The organism is Flavobacterium muglaense (assembly GCF_014305155.1).
GTDB classification, from domain to species: Bacteria; Bacteroidota; Bacteroidia; order Flavobacteriales; family Flavobacteriaceae; genus Flavobacterium; species Flavobacterium muglaense.
The window spans coordinates 1-24,099 of record NZ_JACRUK010000035.1 but is presented as its reverse complement, the minus strand read 5'-3'; the positions used below and the strand labels follow the sequence as shown (position 1 = coordinate 24,099).

18 protein-coding genes are annotated in these 24,099 nt (G+C 35.3%); 14 read left to right on the top strand and 4 right to left on the bottom strand.

Annotated elements, in window-relative coordinates; genetic code table 11:
• Positions 1-94: 94 nt before the first annotated feature.
• Positions 95-547 carry a hypothetical protein gene (locus tag H8R24_RS12935; RefSeq protein WP_187019669.1) on the bottom strand — a complete coding sequence of 151 codons (453 nt, stop codon included), beginning with the start codon at positions 545-547 and terminating at the stop codon, positions 95-97.
• Positions 548-684: 137 nt separating this feature from the next.
• Complete coding sequence (locus H8R24_RS12930) at positions 685-1,242, bottom strand: C40 family peptidase (RefSeq protein ID WP_187019671.1); 558 nt, start codon at positions 1,240-1,242, stop codon at positions 685-687.
• 448 nt (positions 1,243-1,690) lie between these two features.
• On the opposite strand from H8R24_RS12930, the gene H8R24_RS12925 reads away from it, so the two are divergent.
• The 8 genes from H8R24_RS12925 (at position 1,691) to H8R24_RS12890 (ending at position 13,647) form a co-directional block, all read left to right on the top strand.
• Positions 1,691-3,043: a cytochrome ubiquinol oxidase subunit I gene (locus H8R24_RS12925; RefSeq protein WP_187019673.1), complete on the top strand. Its 1,353-nt coding sequence runs from the start codon at positions 1,691-1,693 to the stop codon at positions 3,041-3,043.
• Positions 3,044-3,052: 9 nt separating this feature from the next.
• Positions 3,053-4,090, top strand: coding sequence for a cytochrome d ubiquinol oxidase subunit II (cydB, locus tag H8R24_RS12920; RefSeq protein WP_187019675.1), 1,038 nt, complete (start codon positions 3,053-3,055; stop codon positions 4,088-4,090).
• A gap of 661 nt (positions 4,091-4,751) precedes the next feature.
• Positions 4,752-8,417, top strand: coding sequence for a CheR family methyltransferase (locus H8R24_RS12915; RefSeq protein WP_187019678.1), 3,666 nt, complete (start codon positions 4,752-4,754; stop codon positions 8,415-8,417).
• 3 nt (positions 8,418-8,420) lie between these two features.
• A complete protein-coding gene (locus tag H8R24_RS12910; RefSeq protein WP_187019680.1) occupies positions 8,421-8,837 on the top strand; it encodes a response regulator in 417 nt (138 codons plus the stop codon).
• 189 nt (positions 8,838-9,026) lie between these two features.
• Complete coding sequence (locus H8R24_RS12905) at positions 9,027-9,659, top strand: TetR/AcrR family transcriptional regulator (RefSeq protein WP_187019682.1); 633 nt, start codon at positions 9,027-9,029, stop codon at positions 9,657-9,659.
• Positions 9,649-10,974, top strand: coding sequence for a TolC family protein (locus H8R24_RS12900; protein ID WP_187019685.1), 1,326 nt, complete (start codon positions 9,649-9,651; stop codon positions 10,972-10,974). Before H8R24_RS12905 ends, H8R24_RS12900 begins: the two co-directional genes overlap by 11 nt.
• A gap of 11 nt (positions 10,975-10,985) precedes the next feature.
• The gene (locus H8R24_RS12895) at positions 10,986-12,065 is read left to right on the top strand and encodes an HlyD family secretion protein (RefSeq protein WP_187019687.1); all 1,080 of its coding nucleotides are present in this window, start codon (positions 10,986-10,988) and stop codon (positions 12,063-12,065) included.
• Between the two features lies 1 nt (position 12,066).
• A complete protein-coding gene (locus H8R24_RS12890; RefSeq protein WP_187019690.1) occupies positions 12,067-13,647 on the top strand; it encodes an MDR family MFS transporter in 1,581 nt (526 codons plus the stop codon).
• Between the two features lie 67 nt (positions 13,648-13,714).
• On the opposite strand, the gene yaaA is transcribed toward H8R24_RS12890, so the two are convergent.
• Positions 13,715-14,473 carry a peroxide stress protein YaaA gene (gene yaaA, locus H8R24_RS12885; protein ID WP_187019692.1) on the bottom strand — a complete coding sequence of 253 codons (759 nt, stop codon included), beginning with the start codon at positions 14,471-14,473 and terminating at the stop codon, positions 13,715-13,717.
• 177 nt (positions 14,474-14,650) lie between these two features.
• Here yaaA and H8R24_RS12880 point away from each other — a divergent pair, with 177 nt between their 5' ends.
• The 4 genes from H8R24_RS12880 (at position 14,651) to H8R24_RS12865 (ending at position 19,003) form a co-directional block, all read left to right on the top strand.
• Positions 14,651-15,187 (top strand): GNAT family N-acetyltransferase, encoded by a 537-nt coding sequence (locus H8R24_RS12880; protein WP_187019703.1) that lies wholly within the window; start codon positions 14,651-14,653, stop codon positions 15,185-15,187.
• Positions 15,188-15,208: 21 nt separating this feature from the next.
• A complete protein-coding gene (locus H8R24_RS12875) occupies positions 15,209-16,210 on the top strand; it encodes an LLM class flavin-dependent oxidoreductase (protein WP_187019706.1) in 1,002 nt (333 codons plus the stop codon).
• Positions 16,211-16,497: 287 nt separating this feature from the next.
• Complete coding sequence (gene nhaA, locus H8R24_RS12870; RefSeq protein WP_225876823.1) at positions 16,498-17,670, top strand: Na+/H+ antiporter NhaA; 1,173 nt, start codon at positions 16,498-16,500, stop codon at positions 17,668-17,670.
• Positions 17,654-19,003, top strand: a complete 1,350-nt coding sequence (locus H8R24_RS12865) for a TIGR00341 family protein (protein WP_187019710.1) — start codon at positions 17,654-17,656, stop codon at positions 19,001-19,003. The genes nhaA and H8R24_RS12865 overlap by 17 nt, the downstream gene beginning before the upstream one ends.
• A gap of 202 nt (positions 19,004-19,205) precedes the next feature.
• Here the strand turns inward: H8R24_RS12865 and H8R24_RS12860 are convergent, their stop codons facing one another.
• Positions 19,206-21,686 carry a zinc-dependent metalloprotease gene (locus tag H8R24_RS12860; protein WP_187019712.1) on the bottom strand — a complete coding sequence of 827 codons (2,481 nt, stop codon included), beginning with the start codon at positions 21,684-21,686 and terminating at the stop codon, positions 19,206-19,208.
• 348 nt (positions 21,687-22,034) lie between these two features.
• Here H8R24_RS12860 and H8R24_RS12855 point away from each other — a divergent pair, with 348 nt between their 5' ends.
• Both H8R24_RS12855 and H8R24_RS12850 read left to right on the top strand, forming a co-directional pair.
• Positions 22,035-22,649 carry an alpha-ketoglutarate-dependent dioxygenase AlkB family protein gene (locus H8R24_RS12855; protein WP_187019715.1) on the top strand — a complete coding sequence of 205 codons (615 nt, stop codon included), beginning with the start codon at positions 22,035-22,037 and terminating at the stop codon, positions 22,647-22,649.
• A 186-nt stretch (positions 22,650-22,835) separates the two neighbouring features.
• Positions 22,836-24,059: a caspase family protein gene (locus H8R24_RS12850; protein ID WP_187019716.1), complete on the top strand. Its 1,224-nt coding sequence runs from the start codon at positions 22,836-22,838 to the stop codon at positions 24,057-24,059.
• Positions 24,060-24,099: the final 40 nt, after the last annotated feature.

Sequence of the window (24,099 nt, the reverse complement as noted above, 5' to 3'; positions counted from 1 at the left end):
AAATAGATATTCACAAATTTGACACCCACTACTTTAAATTTATCTAACTACTTCAAAAACAACAAATCAACTTAATTCGAAGCTTTTTTTGTTTTTAATACAAATCTTCAATAACATAAGTCGTCTCATTGAACTGAAAAGAATTCCCTTTTTCTAATCCTCTCATGCTCGCATAGATAGGTGCTCTGGTTGAAATACCTACGATTGTAGATTGGTCTTTTTCTATTTTATCACTTGAAATTGCAATGAAAAAAGTCAGTTTATCAGTCACAACAACTGCGCCTGGTTCTACAACAGTACTTTCAGTAGTCACATCGAGATCACTTAAAAAAGCCAACTCTTTTTGGGCGAAAGCCAGTTCATCCCCTATTGCTTTTAGCAATTCATATTTACCTGCGCTACGGTCTTCACTTTGACTAGCAGATGCATTCTTCTTGAAAGCAGCGTCATTAATTTCGGATTCCCGTTTTTGAAAATTAGCTATAAGCTCATTTTGATTTGCCAAACAGCTTTCTAAAATCCAATTTTTATCTATTTTATTCTTCATAATTAGTATCGTTTTAATTTAAAGTAAGATATACTATTTTTTTTACAAATAGCAGGAAATAACAGTACAAATAAATGCCTGTTTTATTTTAATGTGTGTTTCTAACTTGGAAATTGATTGTAGGACCACAAAGGTTGCTACTCTAGCACACGAACTGCTTTTACAAATCTTCTGGTGTATCCTTTTTGCTTTAGACTCGAAATCATAACCTTCATTTCCCGACTTGAAGATGCGTGAATAAAGTTACTATCCATTCCGTTCGCCTCCGAAACAATACCAACATGACCTATGGCTTTTCTAGTTGGACTTAAAAAAAGTAATATATCTCCTTTTTTTACTTCTGCAATCGGAATTTCTTGTCCGAAATTTTTAAACTGCGAGGAACTTCTTGGTACTTTGATATCAAAATTTTTAAAAACATAATAGACAAAACCAGAGCAATCAAAACCTTTAGCACTTGTACCAGCATACACGTACGGAGTACCCAGTAAACTTTGCCCAAAGCGCAGAATATCCTCTCGCAAATCATCATCCCTATTAGTTGGCACTACTGAATTATTGGTTTTGAATGTGATTTTTTCAGTACCAACTTGGCTGTTTTTGGTTGCAATCGGATGGCTAAAACTACTTAAAACAAGCACTAAAAAACTTGTTTTGAAAATCAATTTTAGACGTTTTGTATGGGTAGTGATCATTAGTAAGAAGTCGTTTTTAATGTTGCATAAAAAAATGAAAAGCCTAGTATTAACAGCTATAAAGAATCTATTTATAACAGTTCCTTTGTTACAAATCTACTTCTTTTTATATAATTAGCAGGCCATTACAACAAAAACCTCGTCTAAAAAACGGAACGCTACTTACTTTTAGCTACCAATACAGCATTCATAACAACGAACTCAAACAGCCAAATATTGCACTTTAATAGTAGTTATTTATTCGAAAAAAAAATAAGAACACACTATCAATGAGTTAAACAAATTTTTATTTATAGGTACAAAAAACAATTTAAAAATTAGCCAAAAAACAGCTAATATTCCAGCCGAAACATCACAAAAAACTACTTATTAATTTGTTTTCTATGTAACATAAGTCACGCTTTTATGGTAAATTTACACTTACTTTTGAATACAAAATTACTACCTCATGGATGTTGAAATACTTGCCCGTATCCAGTTTGCCTTTACCATTGCATTTCATTATATCTATCCTCCATTAAGTATAGGGATAGGATTAATTATGGTTATCACTGAAGGCCTATATCTTAAAACTGGAAATAAAGATTATGAAATCCTAACTCGTTTTTGGATTAAAATATTTGCTCTCACCTTTGGTATCGGTGTTGCCACAGGAATTATAATGGAATTTGAATTTGGAACCAATTGGGCTGTCTATTCGCGCTATGTAGGTGATATTTTTGGAAGTGCATTGGCTGCCGAAGGACTATTTGCTTTTGGGCTTGAAAGTACTTTTCTGGGTGTACTCCTATTTGGTTGGAATCGAGTGAGTCCTAAGGTGCATTTCATTTCTACTTTAGGGGTGTTTTTAGGATCTATGTTCTCAGCCGTTTGGATTGTTGTAGCCAACTCTTGGCAACAAACTCCCGCAGGCTATCATATTGTGGGCGAAGGTCTAAATGCACGGGCCGAAGTCACTGATTTTTGGGCCATGGTTTTTAATCCTTCTAGTGTGGACCGCATTATTCACACTTGGCAAGGGGCTATTTTGGCTGGTGCTTTTTTAGTTTTGAGTGTTCACGCCTACTACATCCGTAAAGGCCGTTATATTGAAATCTCGAAAAAAGGGTTCAAAATAGCTTTAGTAGTCGCCACCGTATTTTCTCTTACGCAATTAGTATCAGGGCATAGTTCTGCCGATGGTGTTGCCGTTAATCAACCCGCAAAACTAGCTACCATGGAAGGACATTTTGAAAAAGATGCCCCCGCAGATTTATACCTTTTAGGATGGGTGGATAAAGAACATCAAAAAGTAACTGGAATTGGTATTCCTGGTGGTTTATCGTTCTTAGTGCATCAAGATTTTAATGCACCAATCAAAGGTTTAAACAGCTTCCCTGTAGCAGATAGACCGAGTCAAATAAATGCTGTTTTTCAATTTTATCACATCATGATTGCTATAGGAATGGCCTTGATAGGACTCAGTTTATACGGTAGTTTTTTATGGTGGCGCGGCAAACTATTTGAAACAAAATGGTTGATGTGGATTTTTTCATTTTCGGTAATATTACCCCAAATAGGCAATCAAGTAGGCTGGTTTACCGCCGAAATGGGGAGACAACCTTGGGTAGTTTATGGGTTATTACGCACTAATCGAGCGTTTTCGCAAGAGGTGTCCTCAAATCAGATCGTATTTTCTTTAGTGTTATTTACTGTTGTCTACTCTTTATTGTTGGTATTATTTATCTACTCTGTAAACAAAAAAATAAAACATGGTCCTTATGTCGAAGCACAAAAGCCATTACAACATAAATCCTTTTAAATTATAATTATGGAAACTTTTTTAGGCATTGATTATCCAACATTATGGTATTTAGTAATTGGATTATTATTCTCGGGCTATGCCATTTTAGAAGGCTTTGATTTTGGTGCAGGCGCATGGCATTTGTTCTTTAGAAAAGATTTAAGTCGCCGAATAGCCATAAACGCTATAGCGCCTGTTTGGGATGCAAATCAAGTTTGGTTGGTAATTGGTGGTGGCGCCTTATTTGCTGGTTTTCCCGTGATGTATGCTACCATGCTATCAGCTATGTACATACCGTTTATGTTATTTTTAATGTTTAATGTACTTCGTGCCGCTGCCATAAAATTTAGAAGCGCCGAAGAAATGCTGTGGTGGCGTAAAACTTGGGATATTACTTATAGCGTTTCTAGTATTATGATCGCTTTTTTATTGGGTGTGGTATTGGGAAATATTTTGCAAGGTTTTGCCCTAGGCCCTAATTTTGCCTATCAAGGCGAGAAATTTTTCTCTTTCTTAAATCCGTATGCCATCATGGTTGGATTTACCACATTGGCTTTATTTATGACGCAAGGCGCTATTTATCTTTTATTAAAAACAGAAGGAAAACTACACGTTCGACTCACTTTTTTACTAAGAAAAGGGATGATCTTTTTTATTATCTGTTTTGGGATTACCACTATGTATACTTTGATTTTTATTCCTGAAGTAACGGCTACTTTTAGAGCGAACCCTTTATATTTTGCTGTACCTGTTCTTTCCTTTTTGGCTGTAGCCAATGTACCTCGTTTGGTTTCGAAAAAAAGATACATGCTAGCGCTAGTATTTTCGTCTTTAACAATGGCTTTTTTATTGATTTTAGTAGCTTTACAATTGTACCCTACACTTTTAATTTCGACCATAGATCCAAAATACAGTGTAACGATCTACAACGCAGCGTCATCACAAAAATCACTAGGAATTATGCTAACTATTGTCCTGATTGGCGCACCGCTATTAGGCGCTTACTTTTTCTTTTTGTATCGCACATTTAACGGTAAAGTACAACTAGATGACACTAGTTATTAAAAACAAAAACGGAAACTTTATTTAATTCAAGCTTCATTCCTTTAACAAACAACTAATTACAATGGAAAAAATAATCTTCGGTATCGTAATTCTACATCTAGTAGTAGGCTTTGGATGGTTGATTTACAAATTAGAATTCGAAAAAAAGAAGCCTAAAAAATAGATGTCTTTACGAATATGTTGTACTACGAATTACACATATTACAGTCCATAGTTACTTAATATTTTAAACAATTACCACAAATAGACAAACCATATTTAGAAAATACTTAAAAACACCTTTTTTAAAGGCGCTCCTCAGTCTTTTAAGAAGCTTTTTAATGAATTGCTATATTTTTATAGTTATTGATTTAAATTCGACATAAAAACAACGATTACATTAAAATAAAATATTACATTTGACTAGCTAAAAGCTATAAAATACTGTTATTAATTTTAATCAAATAAAGCGCTTATTCTCTAATTAAAAAATACCGTTTAAAATTGAGTAAATATAGATCCTGATTAAAGTGCTGTTGCACTATTCTTTTACTATTAGACAAAAAGAAGTAAAAAAATATCGGTTCTATTTTAGGAATATTCGAATTCACAAATAAAGAATAGTAATCTCACAGTATTACATCATAGAATAAATTTTAAGGGAATTATTAATAGTAAATTAATGGCTATACAAAAAAACACCCCAAAGAGTGAAGCGCTACCTGCTCTAATTAAAGTAAAAAAACCTCGAAATGACATTTATGTAGTGGGTATTGGTGCATCTGCCGGTGGCCTGGACGCTTTACAAGAATTCTTTGATAATATTCCTACAAATACTGGTATGGCGTTTTGTGTTGTACAGCATTTATCTCCTAATTTTAAAAGTTTAATGGATGAGCTTTTAAGCAGGCATTCTAGAATGAAAATTTCGACAGTAATCGACGGAGAAAAAATTGAACCCAATCGCATTTATCTCAACTCTAAAGAAGTTAGTCTCAAAATAAAAAATGGTTGCTTTGAATACATTGAAAAAGAAACACGAGGCACTTTAAATTTACCTATTGATATGTTTTTTCATTCACTAGGCGAAGAATTTCAAGAAAACGCTATAGGAATAATCTTATACGGAACAGGAACTGATGGTTCCCGCGGGATACGCACTATTAGAGATTTTGGAGGTACAGTTATGGTACAAGAACCATCATCGGCACAATTTGACGGAATGCCCAATACTGCTATCTCAACAGGCTTTGCTGAATACATTGGTACGCCTACAAAACTGGCTCAGGAAATCATCAAATTTCCGTACAAACCCACCTTCTTCGGAAATGTAAATAACGGCGGTACAACTACCGAAACCGAATTTATTTATATTCAAATTTTAGATGAACTACATAAATATTGTGGTGTAGATTTTAGGCTCTATAAAAACAATACATTAGTAAAACGTCTTGAAAAGCGAATGAATTTACTAGATATAAACGAGCTAGAGGATTACTTAGAATTCATCAAAAATAATGACGAAGAACTAGAAATTTTAAAAGGAGATTTCTTTATCGGGGTAACCACATTTTTTAGAGACAAAGAGGCTTTCATCACTTTAAAAGAAACTGTTTTACCCAAATTATTCAAAGATAGACCTACACACGAACCTATTCGATTATGGTCTGTAGGTTGTTCCACAGGCGAAGAGGCCTACTCACTAGCTATACTAGTTGACGAATACATTAAAGAAAATCGATTAAAACACAACTTTAAAATATTTGCTACTGACATTGATCGAAAAGCTATTGACATAGCTAGTAATGGCCAATATATTGTAAATGCGGTAAACGATATTTCGCAACAACGGCTCGAACATTACTTTATACGAACGGGGGAACACTATCAGATCATTAAAAGAATTCGAAAAAAGATCATTTTTTCGACCCATAACATCATCAAGGACCCACCATTTATCAAGATGGATTTCATTTCCTGTCGCAACTTGTTAATTTACATACAACCGAAAACACAACAAAAAATATTCCAACATTTTCAGTTTTCTTTAAATGTGTTTGGGTTTCTATTTTTAGGAAATAGCGAAAACTTAGGCGATTTACAAAAAGATTTTGAAGTACTAAACAATAAGTGGCGCATCTATATTAATAAAACCAAAACAAGAGTTTTACCATCCTTTGACCAAGGAGATAAAATGCATCAAATTACTACTAATAACTCTAACTTACATGTAACATCCAAATTTCAAAAGCAAAAAAGCTCTCCCGAAAATGTTTTTACTTCTCAACTAGCAGAAATATTTGCTCCAAAATGCATCTTTATTGACAATGAGTACAACATATTATATATAAAAGGGAATTTCCAAGACTTAATCCAAATTCCTCAAGGTATTGTACAAATGAATTTAATGCTGTTGCTAGATGAAAAATTAGCAGTAATGGTGCGCAATGGAATACGAAGACTGAATGAAGAAAAAAAATCAATAGTGTTCACCAACGTTCTTTACCCGCAAAAGAACACGCAAACCAAATTAAATATATCTTTTACTAGGATAACGAAAGAAAACAATGTCATGTACCTCATTGCTTTTGATCAAAAAGAAAACAGAGATGCAAAAACGATAGTATACGATCAATATGAACTCGATGAATTCTCCAAACAGCGCATTGACGACCTTGAAATTGATTTAAAAACCAAGCAGGAGGAATTGCAATATGTAGTAGAAGAACTTGAAACTAGCAACGAAGAGTTGCAAGCTTCAAATGAAGAATTAATGGCCAGTAATGAAGAACTACAAGGAACGAACGAAGAGTTACAATCTGTTAACGAGGAACTCTACACGGTCAATACGGAACTACAGGCTAAGAACAAGGAATTGCAAGACTTGAGTAACGACATAAATAATTTATTGATTAGTACAGATATAGGTACATTATTCCTAGACAACACCTTAGTCATTCGTAAATTTACTCCGGCATTAAAGAAGCACTTTAATTTAGAAGACACAGACATAGGCCGACCGATTAGTAATTTTACGCATAAATTCCCCAATAGAAATGATGGTGAATTTATAGAGAGTATTAAAACAGTCATCAGCACTCAAACTGCCATAGAACTGGAAATATTTGATACAGATGGAAATATTTACTTGAATAAAATCCTACCCTATGTAACATCTAAAAAAAGCACTGACGGCGTTGTAATTACCTATGTTGATATTACCAACACCAAACAAATTGAAAAAGATTTAAGAAGAAGCGAAGAGAAACATAAAAACTTACACAATGAATTACAAGTAATTATCGACAACTTCCCAGGCTTGATTTTTTACAAAGACAGCAATAACAACTATCTCAAGGTCAATAAACTAATGGCCGACACCTATAACCTAGATAAAACAGAAATTGAAGGAAAAAATTTAAAAACTTTCTATTCCGCTAAACAAGCCAAAGCATTTTGGGAAGACGACAAAGCTATTATGGCTTCAGGAATTTCTAAATTAAATACCATACAATCCTTAGAAACAAGCGAAGGATTAAAATGGTTAAACACTAGTAAAATTTTAGTAAAAAACTTAATTGATGGCTCTACCAACATCCTAGGAGTATCAATGGAAATTACCGAATTAAAGAAAACCGAACAACTGCTAGAGGAGTCTTTATCCAAATTAGTGATCTCTAACAATGAATTATCGCAGTTTGCCTACGTAGCTTCGCATGATTTGCAAGAGCCCTTAAATAATATTGTAAGTTTCATCAAGTTATTTATCGAAAAATACGACAGCATTGTTGACGATGAAGGGCAGCAGTTCTTGGATATTATTTTGAATTCAAGCAATAGAATGAAGGATTTAATCAAAGCAGTCCTAGAACATTCTAGACTAGACAATGAAGTAAACACCGTTTCATTCACTCCTTTAAATACAATAAATCAAATTATAACTGATATGAGCGCGCTTGTAAAAGCAACTAATACTACAATTAACATTGATTCATTGCCTAAAAAAATGAAAGGACAAGAGATTAATATTCGATTGTTGTTTCAAAATTTAATCTCGAATGCTATTAAATTTAATAGCTCAAAAGCACCTCAAATTGACATATCCTGCCAAGAAAAACATGGGTATTACCAGTTTAACGTTAAAGACAACGGAATAGGAATTGACAGTGCTTATGCCAAAAAAATATTTGATGTTTTTCAAAGATTACACAATCAAGATGAGTATCCCGGAACGGGAATCGGACTAGCCAATTGTAAAAAAATTGTCGAAATGCACGATGGCCATATTTGGTTTGAATCTGAAGAAAATAAAGGAACTACCTTTATGTTTACAATATCAAAAACCTAACTTATGAAACGAATTAGCAATGTTTTATTAATTGATGATGATTTTGCTTCCAATTTTTTACATAAAATATTTTTGGAACGATTAAAAATCATAGACAACATACATATCGTAAACAACGGGAAACAGGCGTTAGAACTACTATTTGACAAATCGCACCAACCGCTTGTTGTACCAGAACTCATTTTCCTTGACATCAATATGCCTATCATGGATGGTTGGGATTTTCTAGATGAATATCAAAAAATTGTTGGTACAGCTCAAAGCAAAATCATAATGCTATCCGCATCCGCAAATCCTGCAGATGAAAAAAAAGCTATTGCACATCCTTGCGTATTCCAGTTTGGCAGCAAACCCTTCAACGAAGCCAAGTTGTTGCACTTATTAGCGCAAATCAAGATGAGTGATGGCTCTAATACCTAAAAACCATTGGATACCAAACAAGTATTAAAACGCAAACAGCAACAAAGCTACCCTGCTGATTGCTAGTAGAAACCCCTTTTAAAACAAGATTCCTTCACAAAAATAATTTTGTTAATTTTATGTTAAATAAAAATTAAACAACTGTTTAAATTAAACAGTTGTTTAATTTTGTTTAACATTATTTTTAATATGACTTCAGAAGAAACTTTTAACGACAAACAAATCCAAATTCTACAAGTAGCCGAAACGCTATTTGCCGAGAATGGTTTTGATCGCACTTCTATTAGATCTATATCTAAGGAAGCCAAGATTAACGTTGCCATGATTTCATATTATTTTGGATCAAAAGAGAAACTGCTAGAATCATTAGTTTCCTATAGAACTAAGGATTTAAAATTTCAACTAGAAAATCTTTCTGCCGAAAACCTAGAACCTATTGATAAAATTGATAAACTAATCGAGTTATATATCAATCGAATCAATTGCAACAAAGGAATTTACAGGATTTTACATTTTGAATTTGCAGTGGGCAATAATGATATAAAAATCGAAGTTCTTGATGAATTGCGAAAAGGAAATTTAAAATCTTTGACTGCAATCATCAAAGAAGGGCAAAACAAAGGCGTTTTTAGAAAAGACATTATTATTGAATTGATCTCCCCTACTATATTAGGGACGTTCTTTCATTTTAACATGAATAAGTCTTTTTTTCAAAATCTGCTACATTTAAACAAAGAGGAACAATTTGAAAGTTATATTAAAACAAGTCTTACCAAACACATTCAACAAACAATAAAAGCGCTATTAATATATGAAAGTTAGTCAAATCATGCTTTTTGGATTTTTCTTTATAGGAATCTACTCGATGGAAGCACAAGACAAAACGAGTTTAACACTCGAACAAGCTATTCAAATGGCTTGGAATAAAAGTAATGAAGTTACTATGGCTAACACCAAGGTAGAAACTTCAAGACTGGAATTGCAATCGGCGAAAAACAATCAGTATCCTGATTTTAAAATCTCTGGCCAATACCAGCGTTTAACTAAAGTAACTATTGATTTAAAAACAACTAGCAGCAGTAGTTCAGATCCTTTGCCTATTGTAGATCAATTGGTTTTAGGTCAAGCCAATGCTACTTTGCCTGTATTTGCAGGGTTCAAAATAAAAAATAGCATTAAGCTTTCGGATCAACTCTACCAAGCGGAGGCTGCAAATGCAATGCAAACTAAGGAAGAGGTGGCTATGAAGGTGGTGAACTTATACGCTAGTTTATACAAAGCACAAAAAACGGTTGAACTGCTTAAAGAGAATCAAAAAAGTGCCCAACAACGTGTCACTGACTTTATAGAATTGGAGAAAAACGGAATTATTCCGCGTAATGATTTATTGAAATCACAACTTCAAGTTTCAAAAATACAGTTGACATTAGACCGCGCAATTAGTGATTTAAACGTAGTCAACTTTGAGCTTATTAGTCTGTTAAAAATGGATGCTAAAACAAAGTTGGAAGTTAGAGAAAGTGATTTTGCCGACTTTCAAATGAACAATATCCCTACAGACGAGCAACTGGCTTTGCAAAACCGTAAAGATCTTGAAGCAATACAGTTTCAAGAAAAAGCAAGTCTAGCCAATATCAAAATTGCAAAAAGCGGGTATTATCCGTCCATTGCTATTCTAGGTGGTTACACAGCCTTAAACCTAAAAAACGTGCTGGTTGTTCAAAACGCCATGAACATAGGTGTTGGACTATCGTATGATCTAAGCGGAATTTTGAAAAACGGTACTACTGTCAAAATTGCCGAAAGCAAAGCATTAGAACTTCAAAATGCCGAAGCCATGCTAAAAGATTACATCAAGATTGAGGTGCAAAAAGCGATCGAAGATTATGACTTAGCCTTAAAACAAAACCTAGTTTACAACCAAGCTGTTGAACAAGCTTCGGAAAATTATAGAATCATCAAAGACAAATACGATAACGGTCTTTCAGACACTAATGATTTACTAGAAGCAGATGTAGAACAATTAGGCTCAAAAATCAATAAAACATTAGCGAAAGCAAATGTGATTCAAAAATATTACGAACTGCTTTCAGTAAGCGGACAATTAAACCAAACCTTCAATCTTTCAAAAATATAATCAGTACCAAAATGGAAAAGAAAAAATCAAACCCAAAGTTTATCATAATCATCGTTTCATTAGTACTATTAGGTTTTGCTTATGGAACTTACAAATACATTCACTCTCTTTCACATGAAGGAACAGATGATGCACAAGTTGAAAAGAAAATGAATCCTATAATCCCAAGAGTTTCGGGCTATGTGAGTAAAGTATACATCAAAGACAATGATTTTGTAAAAAAAGGAGATACCTTATTTACCATTGACAAAAGAGATTACCAATTAAAAATTGACGAAGCAACGGCTAATCTTGCTGCTGCCGAGGGGAATTTTGAAGTATCAAAAGCCGATATCGGAACTATTTTGGCTAGTATTTCAGTATCTGATGCCAATGTTAAATCGGCAGGTGGAAATATTGAATCGGCTAAAATTAAATTAGGTCGTATGACTAGTGATTTTAATCGATATAACAATTTATATCAATCGCATACTATTACAAAACAACAATACGAGCAAGCATTAGCAGCAAAACAAGAAGCCGAAAATCAAGTGCGTATTTTACAACAGCAAGAAAAAGCATCTGCTTTTCAAAAATCGGCTACGATTGCTAAATCCAAAGTTTCAAGCAAGCAAACTGATGTGGCTGCTGCCAATATTAAAAGAGCGCAAGCGTTACTAGATACTGCCATTTTAAACTTAAGCTACACTGTAGTTACTGCTGCCATTGACGGACAAGTATCTAAAATTGATATTCAACCAGGGCAACTAGTACAACCGGGACAGTCTTTATTTTATATCATCAACAATCAAGAAGCTTGGGTTATTGCTAATTTTAAAGAAACACAATTGAATAAAATGGTAACAGGACAAAAAGTGACTATTAAAGTAGACGCTTACCCTGACTATGACTTCAAAGGAACTCTTACTTCATTTTCACCAGCAACAGGATCTCGTTTTTCAATCTTGCCTCCTGACAATGCTACAGGGAATTTTGTAAAAACCATTCAGCGTTTGCCTGTGAAAATCAGTATTGATGCCGATAATGATGTAGAAAAAATAAAATTATTACGTCCAGGAATGAATGTGGATGTTGATGTACATATAAAATAACATGGTAAAACCAGAAGACGATTTAGTAGAATACGGCTTTAGACGTGTTATTATTACGATTACAGCAGTGCTATGTGCCCTACTGGAAATTGTAGATACAACTATTGTCAATGTTGCACTAACCAATATGCGAGGAAGCCTAGGCGCCACCCTAACCGATGTGGCTTGGGTAATTACTGCTTATGCTATTGCAAATGTGATTGTGATCCCCATGACGAGCTGGTTGTCTCAGCAATTTGGACGACGTAATTATTTTGCTGTTTCAATAATCATTTTTACCGTTTCTTCCTTTTTATGTGGTAATGCTACCAATATATGGGAACTTGTGGCCTTTCGATTTGTTCAAGGTCTTGGTGGAGGTGCTTTATTAGTAACCGCTCAAACTATTATAACCGAAAGCTACCCCATTGCAAAACGCGGAATGGCCCAAGCCATCTACGGAATGGGGGTTATTGTTGGACCTACCTTAGGGCCGCCATTAGGAGGATATTTAGTCGATCATTTTTCTTGGCCTTATATTTTTTATATCAACATCCCGCTGGGAATTATAGCTACATTACTAACACTTAGCTTTGTAAAAAGTCCAAAATACGGCGAAAAATTAAAGTCAAACCAAGTCGATTGGTACGGAATTATTCTACTAGCCACATTTATTGGTTCCTTACAATTTGTATTAGAACACGGCCAACAAGACGATTGGTTCAATAATGATTTAATTATAACATTGAGTGTTACTTCGTTTTTTGCGCTGCTGTTTTTTATATGGAGACAATTAACCTATAAATATCCAATTGTTAACTTAAGCGTATTAAAAGATGGAAACTTACGAATAGGAACATTAATGAGCTTTATTCTAGGTTTTGGTTTGTACGGATCTACCTTAATTATTCCAATATACACGCAGTCTGTTTTGGGATGGACCGCCACAGATGCTGGTTTATTATTAATTCCTGGATCCATCACAACCGCTTTTATGATGCCTATTATTGGTAAACTAATTCAAAGAGGAGTTCCTCAAGGTTATATGGTAAGTGCTGGTTTTCTTGTGTTTTTTATCTTTACGTTCATGATGCATGACGCAATGACACCAGATACCGGAGTTGAACATTTATACTGGTCATTAATTTTGAGAGGAGTTGGTTTAGGATTGCTTTTTGTTCCTATTACAACCTTATCGCTGTCTACTTTATCTGGAAAGAATATTGGTGAAGGAGCTGCATTTACAGGAATGATGCGACAATTGGGAGGCTCCTTTGGTATTGCAATTATCACCACTTTTATCACTCGTTTTAGTCAAGAACACCGCGTAAATCTTGTTTCGCATTTAGACGGAAGTCGTTTCGAAGTACAACAACGCATTATCAAATTACAACAAGGATTTATGTCCAAAGGATTTACATCCAATGAAGCCTTAAAAAAAGCTTATCAAGCCATTGATTATTCCGTGATGAAGCAAAGTACTATTTTATCGTATATGGATATTTTTTACTACTTAGGAATTATGTTCCTGTGTTGCATACCGATTGTTTTTCTAATTAAAAAAGGAAAAAACAAAATCAATCCGGCCGATGCAATGCACTAGTAATAAAATAAAAAACGCCAATTTCAACTATTGAAATTGGCGTTTTTTTATCGGGTTTCATCATCCGTTATCGTGTAAAAACTAAGTGATTCCCTTTTGATAAATTTGCGTCAAATTGATAGCCCTCGTAATTAAATCCTTTTAAATCGTCAATGGTTTTAGCATCGGTATCAATAATATAGCGCACCATCATTCCCCTCGCCTTCTTGGCAAAAAAGCTAATTATTTTTAATTTCCCCTCTTTATAGTCCTTGAAATCTGGAGTAATTACTGGTACTTTTAATGCTTTTACATCAACAGCCGAAAAATATTCATTACTTGCCAAATTGATAAACAACTCCCCTTCTTCTAGCTCTTTATTCAAGGCTTTAGTAATGGTTGTTTTCCAAAATTCGTATAAGTTTTTGCTTTCGCCAATAGGAATTTTTGTACCCATTTCCAAACGGTAGGCTTGGATGAGATCTAAAGGTTTTAATAAACCGTACAATCCGGATAAAATGCGTAAACTGTCTTGAAGTTTGTCTAATTTTTCCATCGGTATGGAATAACCATCTAAACCCGTGTACACATCACCATCAAACGTATAAATTGCTGGACGTGCATTTTCTATTGTAAAAGGAGTTTTCCAATCTTGATTGCGTTGCCAATTCAAATTGGCTAATTTTTCTGAAATATGCATCAGTTCCGATAGGTTTTTCGGACTTTCATGCTTTAAGACTTTTTGAATTTGTCTGGATTCCTTCAAAAACAAAGGCTCAGTATAGTGCGTTGTAGGTAGGTCTTTTTCGAAATTTAATGATTTGGCAGGCGATATAACGATTTTCATAAGTAATTCCTATTTCAGGTTGATGCTTCTAATAGTCCAAAAGTACAAATTGAAAATAAGAAATAGCTATTTACAAATTGAATAGTTCTATGATGAAATAGAAATTAAAAATGGTTTCAATTTTTATTTACCGTATTTTTGAATCAGAATGCCAATTATACTTTTACCACATTAAATATGCCTGCAATAACACTGAAAAAAGCCGATTTAAACGATCTTACTTCCATTCAACAATTAGGACAACAAACGTTCATGGAAACTTTTGCATCCGAAAATACCACCGAAAACATCGCCCAATACCTCGAAAAAAGTTTCAATACCCCTCAATTAACAAGCGAATTACAAAATCCAGAATCCCAATTTTATTTGGCTTTTTGGGACGATCTCCCTATTGGTTATCTCAAAATCAATTTTGGTCAATCACAAACCGAAGTCATAGACCAAAAGGCATTAGAGGTACAACGCATCTACGTTTTAAAAGAATACCATGGAAAAAAAATAGGCCAACTTTTTATAGACCAAGTATTCAAAATCGTGCAGCAAAAACCGGTCACTTTTATCTGGTTAGGCGTTTGGGAACAAAATCACCGAGCAATTGCTTTTTATACAAAAAATGGTTTTAGCACTTTTGATACTCATGTTTTTACTGTGGGCAATGACAAACAAACCGACTTACTAATGAAACATACTATTGCGTATCAGGCTGTAGAATAGTTTCATAAAAAAACACTTAAAATGACAAACGAATTTCAAAATATACCTTTATCCATTTTAGACTTAGCGGTCATTTTAGAAGGAAAAACAGCCGCTGATTCCTTCAAAAACAGCCTTAACTTAGCACAAAAAGCCGAATCCCTAGATTTCAATAGATTCTGGCTGGCTGAACATCACAATATGGCAAGCATAGCCTCATCGGCGACAGCCATTTTAATAGGTCATGTGGCCAATGGAACTACTAAAATACGAGTAGGATCCGGAGGTATTATGCTTCCCAATCATGCACCACTTGTTGTTGCAGAGCAATTTGGCACACTTGCCACCCTGTATCCCAATCGAATTGACTTAGGTCTTGGTCGTGCTCCAGGAACCGATCAGTTAACCGCAAGAGCTTTAGAACGCAACGACCAAGCAGCATTTGCGTTTCCAAAAACCGTACGCGAACTACAAGATTATTTATCAAATGACAATCAAGATGCACCCGTACGGGCCATTCCTGGTGAAGGCCTCAATATTCCCATTTGGATTTTAGGATCCAGTACTGAAAGTGCCAAACTAGCTGCTGCAGCAGGACTTCCCTATGCTTTTGCCAGTCACTTTGCACCACAACAATTGCACGAAGCTTTGCGTATTTATCGTACTAATTTTAAGCCTTCGGTGCATTTACAAGCACCCTATGCTATGGCATGCGTCAACGTAACTGCCGCCGATACTACCGAAGAAGCACAAATACTTGCCACTTCAATGCAAAAAATATTTTTAGGAATATTGACTAACGATCGCAAACCATTGCAACCCGCCGACTCCAATTTCCAGATGAGCCCACAAGCAAGCCAAGCCTTAAGTCAATTTTTAAAATATTCTTTCATTGGTAATCCTGTGGACCTGAAAAAACAACTAACGCAGTTTGTACAGCAAACACAAATTGACGAGTTAATGGTGGTTTCTCACATTTACAATCATGAAGCACGGTTGAAATCCTATTCGATATTAAAAGAAATACAAAACTCTCCTTGCTAAAATAAATATCTACCTTAACAAGCTAATGCTAAACAAATTATAATGTTACCTGCATTTTAAGATCTTCAAAAAAGAAAACAGGATCGCTACAACCTCCTATTTACGGTAGTAAATTGTTTTTGCTTTCTTTTTTAGAATTCTAAAAAAATCCCATAATTAATCTTTTATTAAGTGGGGTTTAGTAACAATTTACTTATTTTTGTAAATAAGCTCAAAAAACAGCAGCAAACAGACAATAAGCCCTTGATTATGGGCAAAAAAATACTTTAGAATACATGAAAGGAAAAATGAAAAAAACCATTAAGAAAATTTATACTGGTGATCTCTTTAAAGAATTCTTTGACAATGAAAAAGCAAGTGGATTAATCTTGATCGGGTGTACGTTGTTTTCATTAGTAATGGCCAATTCGATATTTGCTACACAATACCTTCATACTTGGCACACAAAATTAGCTGGTGAGCCTATAGAATACTGGATCAACGATGGTTTAATGACTATTTTCTTCCTACTAATTGGTTTAGAACTTGAACGCGAAATTTACAAAGGTGAACTATCAAACATCAAAGACGCCTTACTACCAATATTTGCCGCACTGGGCGGTATGCTTGTTCCTGCTGGTCTTTATTTATGGCTTAATTATGGAACGGTAGCCCACTCTGGAGCAGGTATCCCAATGGCTACAGATATTGCCTTTGCCTTAGGAATCTTGTCCTTATTAGGAAACAGAGTACCGCTATCGCTTAAAATATTCTTGACAGCACTTGCTGTTATAGACGACTTAGGAGCTATTCTTGTCATTGCTATCTTTTATACCAAAACCATTTTATGGACCAATCTATTTATCTCATTAGGAGTAATGCTATTGCTGTTTGTATTAAATAGACGAAAAGTACACAACATCATTCCCTACATGGTTGGTGGTGTGATTATGTGGTGGTTCATGCTACATTCTGGGATTCACGCAACAGTAACAGGAGTTTTACTCGCATTTGTTATTCCGTTTGGTAAGGGCGACGAAGATTCTATTTCGACCAAATTACAACGCTTTTTACACAAACCTGTTGGTTTTATTATCCTGCCATTATTTGCATTAGCGAACACTGCTATCGTTATAGGTGCTGATATTGTAGATATTGTTACCCAACATTATAGTCTAGGAATTGCATTAGGACTAGTGATTGGGAAACCGGTAGGAATCTTTTTATTCAGCTTCCTTGCTGTCACTCTAGGACTGTGTAAATTACCAGCCGATTTGAACTGGAAAACAATTTTTGCTGTAGGTTTTTTAGGAGGAATAGGATTTACAATGTCTATTTTCATAACTTTACTCGCGTTTGATGATCAAACCATTATCAGTCATGCCAAATTTGCGATACTTTTATCATCGTTAATTGCAGGAGTAATTGGTTTTTTCTTCTTAAAAAAAACTTTAAAACAGGGAAATGAATATAATTCTTAATAAGCTTTTTGATTACATCAATCTGAACAAAGGCGAAGAAGACAAAAATAAAGTCTTAGAAGATGTAAAGTCAAACATTTCATTTAGAGGATCTAATCTATGGATTCTTGCCTGCGCCATTGTGGTTGCTTCTGTAGGTTTAAATGTCAACTCGACTGCTGTAATTATTGGAGCTATGCTTATCTCTCCATTGATGGGACCTATTGTAGGTGCCGGATTTAGTTTGGGAATTTATGATTTTGATTTACTAAAAAAATCGCTTAAAAACTTATTAGTCGCTACTTTAGTAGGTCTATTAGTATCCGCCTTTTACTTTTATTTAAGTCCGTTTAAAGAAGTACAACCCGAATTATTATCCCGAACATCGCCCAACATCTACGACATTCTTATTGCCTTTTTTGGTGGAATTGTAGGTGCAGTTGCTACTACTAGGGTTGACAAAGGAAATCCTATTCCAGGTGTAGCCATTGCTACTGCTCTTATGCCACCACTTTGTACGGCAGGGTATGGATTAGCATTAGGGAACTTTAAATTCTTTTTTGGAGCCATGTACTTGTACTCTATTAATTGTGTTTTTATCTGTATCTCGACTTTCTTTATTGTTAAGTTTTTAAAATATCCAATCAAAAAACTATTGGATCAAAGACATCAAAAAATTGTAAAAAACAGTATTACCGTATTGATCACATTATTAGTACTGCCTAGTATTTATTTTGCAAATCAATTGTTTAAAGAAAAAAAATACCAACATCAGATTGATGTTTTTATGGAAACAGAATTCACCAACAAAGGAATTGCCATTTTGTATAAAAAAACAAAATTCAACGTAAGTCCTAAAAAACTAGAGCTGGGATTCCTTACTAAAAAATTTAGCGATAAAGAGATAAAAGCGCTGAATGAAAAATTAAAAGCCTACGACATCAATAACACCAAATTGATTGTGATGCAGGATACCACAGATTTGAAAAGCGATATCTTAAACGAAATTAAGTACAACAAATCCGTTTTGAGTGAAAAAGATATTTCGATTTTAAAACTTAAAAAAGAAATAGCCGACAATAAATACCCAACCAAGCTATTGCTATCCGAAATAAAAATTCTGTTCCCAGAAGTACAAAACATTTCGATTGCAAATCACAGCTTCAATGAAGGTACAGACAGCCTTAAAACAGTCCCTATTTTGATTTACAAATCACAAGTCGAACTGAACTCTGCATCCAGAGCCAAACTATTAAGCTGGCTAGAGCAACGACTTATGAAAAAGAATTTAGAGATCTTTAGCGAACCCATCCAGAAAACGGTGACAAATCCTAAAGCCAAGAAAAAGAAATAGTTCCTGAAACAAAAATATCCGCCAATGGCGGATATTTTTTTGTCTATAAGTGCCTATTAAAGGGTTTCACTGCTATTTGAAATTGCATAATGGCAACTACTGCTTTTTAATATAAAACCATTTAAACGTATTGCAACCTTGGATTGCGATCCTTTAAATGAAGCTAAAGCAACCTCATTTAAAGGGCAATCTGGTCTTTGTATTACTTAGGATCAAGTATCAAGTCGATTCGCTTGATGCAATCCATATAATGGTATTTGGTTTCCGTATTTACCGCTTTTGCTTTGGCAAGATTCAAACTTGATTTCAAAGCGGTCAACTCTCCGCGCACCAGTGCACGCACATCAGACTGTGATACATTGTAATACTCTTCATAACCGCCTGGTTTCAAGCTTTCGTTCATCAAGTACTCCATTCTTTCAATGTACGCACGTTGCAAGTTTCGGCGGTAAATCGTGGCATTCGTTCCCGAGATTGCTTCTTTCCAAATCCCTTTGCGCATGTCACGCAGCAAGTCCAATGCTTTGTAATTATTGGCACCCAGAATCTCGGCATCCATTAAACGACCAATACGGCCAAAACTCAACACGTTGTTTAAATGACGTACTTGCAAACTTCTAAAACGCTCTGTATAACCAGCATAATCAATGTTCTTTAAAGTAGATACATTCACTAACCAAGTAGGTGAGTTAAAAGCGTTACTTTGCAGCCATTGCATGGCTTCTTGCTGCTTTTCTTTGGCAACCAGTTCGTACACCGCTCCTTTTTGGTTCGGTTTTTTTAAGTCTTCATATACACCACCTACATTAGTAACCACATGACCTACGTACCTACTCCATACATCCAGCATTTCCTTGTACAACTCATCCAGATCCTCATAATTATTAGTCACATCACTGGTCCATTGTGACAAATGACTGGCTACAAACTGCAAGTTTTTAAGTCCGTAGGTGCTCGCTTTCATCGAGTTATTCCCTATATCTTCGGTTTGTGAACTGGGATCAAAACTGCTGCTTTGTTTTCCAAATTTATACATAGGATCAGCTGCTTTTTCCATAATCCATTTGTCCAGTGTTGGCACTTCGGCTTCTGGAGTACTTGCATTAGCAATCGCGCGGTAGCCCCAATTCACTGCATAATGGTCATAAGGTCCCATCTGGCGTATGAAACGCACTCCTTTGTCTCCTGGCTGTGCGATATAATTAAAACGAGCATAATCCATTAAACTGGCAGCAATACCATTCTTTTGCGTAAAAGCAGCATCACGATAACTCTCGGTATCATAAGCGCAACTGGCTCCCATATTATGCGGAAAACCAAGTGCATGTCCCACTTCGTGCGCAATTACAAAACGCATCATTTCACCCATTTCCTCATCACTTGTTTTCAAGGTACGCGCCGTTGGGTTAGCCGCACCAGTTTCAAGTAAATAACGGTTTCTATACGATCGCAAATGGTTGTGGTACCATATTACATCGCTCTCAATTATCTCCCCCGTTCTTGGGTCAGATACGCTTGGGCCAACCGCATTACGCGTAGTGCTGGCCACATAACGAATCACCGAATACCGAATATCCTCTGGGCTAAAATCAGGATCTTCCTCCTTAGTAGGCGGATCTTTGGCAATAATAGCATTCTTGAATCCTGCGGTTTCAAATGGTTTTTGCCATTCTTCAATTCCTTGTTTGATGTACTTTCGCAATTTCTCTGGCGTAGCAGGATCAATGTAGTAAACAATCGGTTTGATCGGTTCTACCAGTTCCCCTTTTGCGTAAGCGATAGGATCTTTGGGCTCTAGCCTCCACCTGCGAATGTATGTTTTCTGGTCTGATTTTAATTCCTCACTACTGTAATTGTATTGACTCATCGTGAACCATCCCACTCGAGGATCTGCCAGTCTAGGCTGCATTAACTTTTCGGGCAATAGGATCATCGATTGATTCATCTGGATGCTTATCGTCTCTGTATCTTCCAGCACGGGAGGTTTTGAGGCATTATAGGTAAAATCCTGAATCACCTCAATATTCATGGGGTAACTGCGCATCGCATTGATAAAACTACGCGAATCATCCAGTCCTTTTACCTTGTAAGCCTCTCTCATACTGCCCGATAAGCCACTAATGGACTTCACATCGGTGCTGTAAAATTTAGTGACATCAATCACCGTATTGGCCGAATCTTTGCTAAAAGCGACAATATCAAACGCATACAAAGTAGGCTCATAATTATTCGATTTGACAGATATACTAATAGGTAAACTATCATTGGCCACGGCATTATACGACTTAACTTTGATCAATATTTTGTCCTGGAAACGCTGCCAAACAATCAATTGCTCATTAGTCTCTGATCCTGCATTCACATACCCACCTCCTAAATTAGATGGCAGTTTAGACAGCCTACTCACCAGCAGCATATCTTTATTAAGTAACGCATTGGGAATCTCAAAAAAATACTTTTTGTCCACTTTATGCACCGCAAACAATCCTGCGTCAGTCACGGCATCCTTCGTAATCACCTTGCTGTATTCCTTAATAGTCGTCTCCGGTTTCTTCTCGACAGGCGCTACAACCGCAGGTTTTTTATTCTTTTTCGAATCAATATGCCATCTCTTTTGGGCAACTATTTGATGGGGTACAAACAGTAAGGCAACAAGACCAGCTACAATTAATACTTTCTTCATATAGGGGTGTTTTTTATGATTTATTTCTACCAAAAATAATTTTAAACCTCGTTTTAATGCATTTTAGAATGGCATTTAACGTATAATTAACAATTGATAAAGCAGTTAGCCACAAACAGCCAAAGTCCCCGTTCCACCCCATCCAGAGTTCGTGTAGTAGGTACATAGTTTGGGCGTGCCCCTACGGGTCGGGTCTTCCGTTGCAATCTCCCGAGAAAACGGGAGGATTTTCACTGCAACCCCTCACGCAAAACCGTCGCTGTGACCCCCTTATTTTTGGACCAAAAAAGTTCGAATTTCAAAAACATTTCCCGATCTTGTACTCCCGATACCTTTTCCCGTACCACTATGGATTTATTCAATACCGCACCACAAGAAACCATCAATTTACTACCTCATGACGGAACCGTAAATTACTACGGCCCCTTGATGCCCAGCGCAAAAGCCGTGGCCTACCTGCAAGAATTACTCACTAACATTGACTGGCAAAACGATCAAGCCATCATCTTTGGGAAACGCATCATTACCAAACGCAAAGTCGCTTGGTACGGCGATGCAAATTACAACTACACCTACTCTAACACCACCAAGCAAGCCTTGCCGTGGACAGCAGCACTATTAGAACTCAAATCCCTAGCCGAAGCCCGTACTGGAGAAACATTCAATTCCTGCCTCCTCAATTTATACCACGATGGCAATGAAGGCATGGCCTGGCACAGCGACGGCGAGAAAGACCTCAAGAAAAATGGCGCCATTGCTTCCCTAAGCTTTGGTGCCGAACGCAAATTTGCGTTCAAGCACAAAGAAACCAAAGAAACCATTTCTAGAATCCTAGAGAACGGCAGCCTACTAGTCATGAAAGACCAAACCCAAACCCACTGGCTGCACCGCCTACCCCCAACGAAACTAGTGACCAAAGCCCGAGTCAACCTCACCTTTAGAACCATAGTTGAAGGCCAATAATCAATCCGTCAAAATATCACTAAAAGTAGGTATAGGAATACTAATTTTTAAAGTAGTTCTTTACAACTAGGAAAAGTAGTGCGTAACAGAGTGGGTTGTGGAGAGGAGAGAAAGTGATGTTATATACTAGTTGGCAGATATTTTGGCGCAGAAAGTAGGAAACAAACATAAATTTGAATATAATAAATGGTAAATAAAATTTTAGGAATTGGCATTGATGAATATTCAGATGATAGAATTAAAAAATTGAATAATTGTCAAAGTGATTTGAATAAATTAATCAGTTTATTACAATCTAAATATCAGTTTGACGATGTAGAATTATTACTTCATAAAGAGCAAACAACAAAAAGCTTCATTTATAAAACTCTTTACGATTACATCATAAATTCTTTAGATGATGAAAATTTAATAATTCTTTTTTTTGGTCATGGTGAATACAATCCAAGAATTGAAACTTCATTTTGGCTTCCATCTGATGCAGATATTTACGATCAATCAACTTGGATTTCAACTCTTGAAATACTAAATTTTGTAAAAAAAGCTGAAATAATGCATTTTTGCTTGATAGCAGATAATTGTTATTCTGGCGCAATCTTTGAAGAATCTGAAAGAGGTGGAGGAATAGAATCATTAGAAAATCGAAAATCAAGATTTGCTTTAACATCTGGAAGTAGCGAAAAAGTAAAAGACGGTAAAATAGGAGAATCAAGTCCTTTTAATAAAGTTTTGTGTGAAGTACTTGAAGAAAATACTTTAGAAGAGATTTCAATAGAAATTATTGCAAATCAGGTAATTTTAAATTTCCCAAAAGACATAATTCAGACTCCACGCAGTGGAATACTTAATGGCTTAGGACATGAAGGCGGAGCTTTTATACTGAGGTTAAAAGATTCAGATTCTAAAACTATAAAATTTAAGGAAATCGAATTGCCTTTAAACATTAAGAATAATGTCAAAATAAATTATGAGTGCTCAATACCCTTTTTTGAAAATAGCGATAAATTTGATTCTAACAATATAAATAGTAATCTTCAAAATATAGTTTATGAAATTTTAAGTGATTTAAGAACTGGCTTAATAGATTCAGAAACAAGTTTGGAAGAAGTTCCTCAAGTTTACGATTATTTCTATGAAATAGGTTACAATATAAACCTCATATCCTCAAAATTTATTAGTATTGATATCGTTACTTTTAGTTCTTTAGGTGGTCCATATCCAAGAAGTGAAATTATTTCTATAAATTATATTTTATCACCAGAAAGGAAAATTAAACTAAATGATATAATCCACATAGAAGATGAAAGAGCCTTTTTTAATTCTATAATTCAAAAATATTCTGAAGATGGATACGAAAAACAAACCCTATTAAGTTATAGAGGTGTAAAGATAAATTCTTATCTTTCGTGAAAGAATTTTATTATGGAATCATTCAAAGGAGAAAGTATTA

Coding starts and splice junctions, on each gene's coding strand:
- cydB (WP_187019675.1), top strand. CDS start 3,053: ATGGAAACTTTTTTAGGCATTGATTATCCAACATTATGGTATTTAGTA.
- H8R24_RS12895 (WP_187019687.1), top strand. CDS start 10,986: ATGGAAAAGAAAAAATCAAACCCAAAGTTTATCATAATCATCGTTTCA.
- H8R24_RS12860 (WP_187019712.1), bottom strand. CDS start 21,686: ATGAAGAAAGTATTAATTGTAGCTGGTCTTGTTGCCTTACTGTTTGTA.
- H8R24_RS12905 (WP_187019682.1), top strand. CDS start 9,027: ATGACTTCAGAAGAAACTTTTAACGACAAACAAATCCAAATTCTACAA.
- H8R24_RS12925 (WP_187019673.1), top strand. CDS start 1,691: ATGGATGTTGAAATACTTGCCCGTATCCAGTTTGCCTTTACCATTGCA.
- H8R24_RS12850 (WP_187019716.1), top strand. CDS start 22,836: ATGGTAAATAAAATTTTAGGAATTGGCATTGATGAATATTCAGATGAT.
- nhaA (WP_225876823.1), top strand. CDS start 16,498: ATGAAAAAAACCATTAAGAAAATTTATACTGGTGATCTCTTTAAAGAA.
- H8R24_RS12855 (WP_187019715.1), top strand. CDS start 22,035: ATGGATTTATTCAATACCGCACCACAAGAAACCATCAATTTACTACCT.
- H8R24_RS12930 (WP_187019671.1), bottom strand. CDS start 1,242: ATGATCACTACCCATACAAAACGTCTAAAATTGATTTTCAAAACAAGT.
- H8R24_RS12890 (WP_187019690.1), top strand. CDS start 12,067: ATGGTAAAACCAGAAGACGATTTAGTAGAATACGGCTTTAGACGTGTT.
- H8R24_RS12900 (WP_187019685.1), top strand. CDS start 9,649: ATGAAAGTTAGTCAAATCATGCTTTTTGGATTTTTCTTTATAGGAATC.
- H8R24_RS12935 (WP_187019669.1), bottom strand. CDS start 547: ATGAAGAATAAAATAGATAAAAATTGGATTTTAGAAAGCTGTTTGGCA.
- H8R24_RS12910 (WP_187019680.1), top strand. CDS start 8,421: ATGAAACGAATTAGCAATGTTTTATTAATTGATGATGATTTTGCTTCC.
- H8R24_RS12880 (WP_187019703.1), top strand. CDS start 14,651: ATGCCTGCAATAACACTGAAAAAAGCCGATTTAAACGATCTTACTTCC.
- H8R24_RS12915 (WP_187019678.1), top strand. CDS start 4,752: ATGGCTATACAAAAAAACACCCCAAAGAGTGAAGCGCTACCTGCTCTA.
- yaaA (WP_187019692.1), bottom strand. CDS start 14,473: ATGAAAATCGTTATATCGCCTGCCAAATCATTAAATTTCGAAAAAGAC.
- H8R24_RS12865 (WP_187019710.1), top strand. CDS start 17,654: ATGAATATAATTCTTAATAAGCTTTTTGATTACATCAATCTGAACAAA.
- H8R24_RS12875 (WP_187019706.1), top strand. CDS start 15,209: ATGACAAACGAATTTCAAAATATACCTTTATCCATTTTAGACTTAGCG.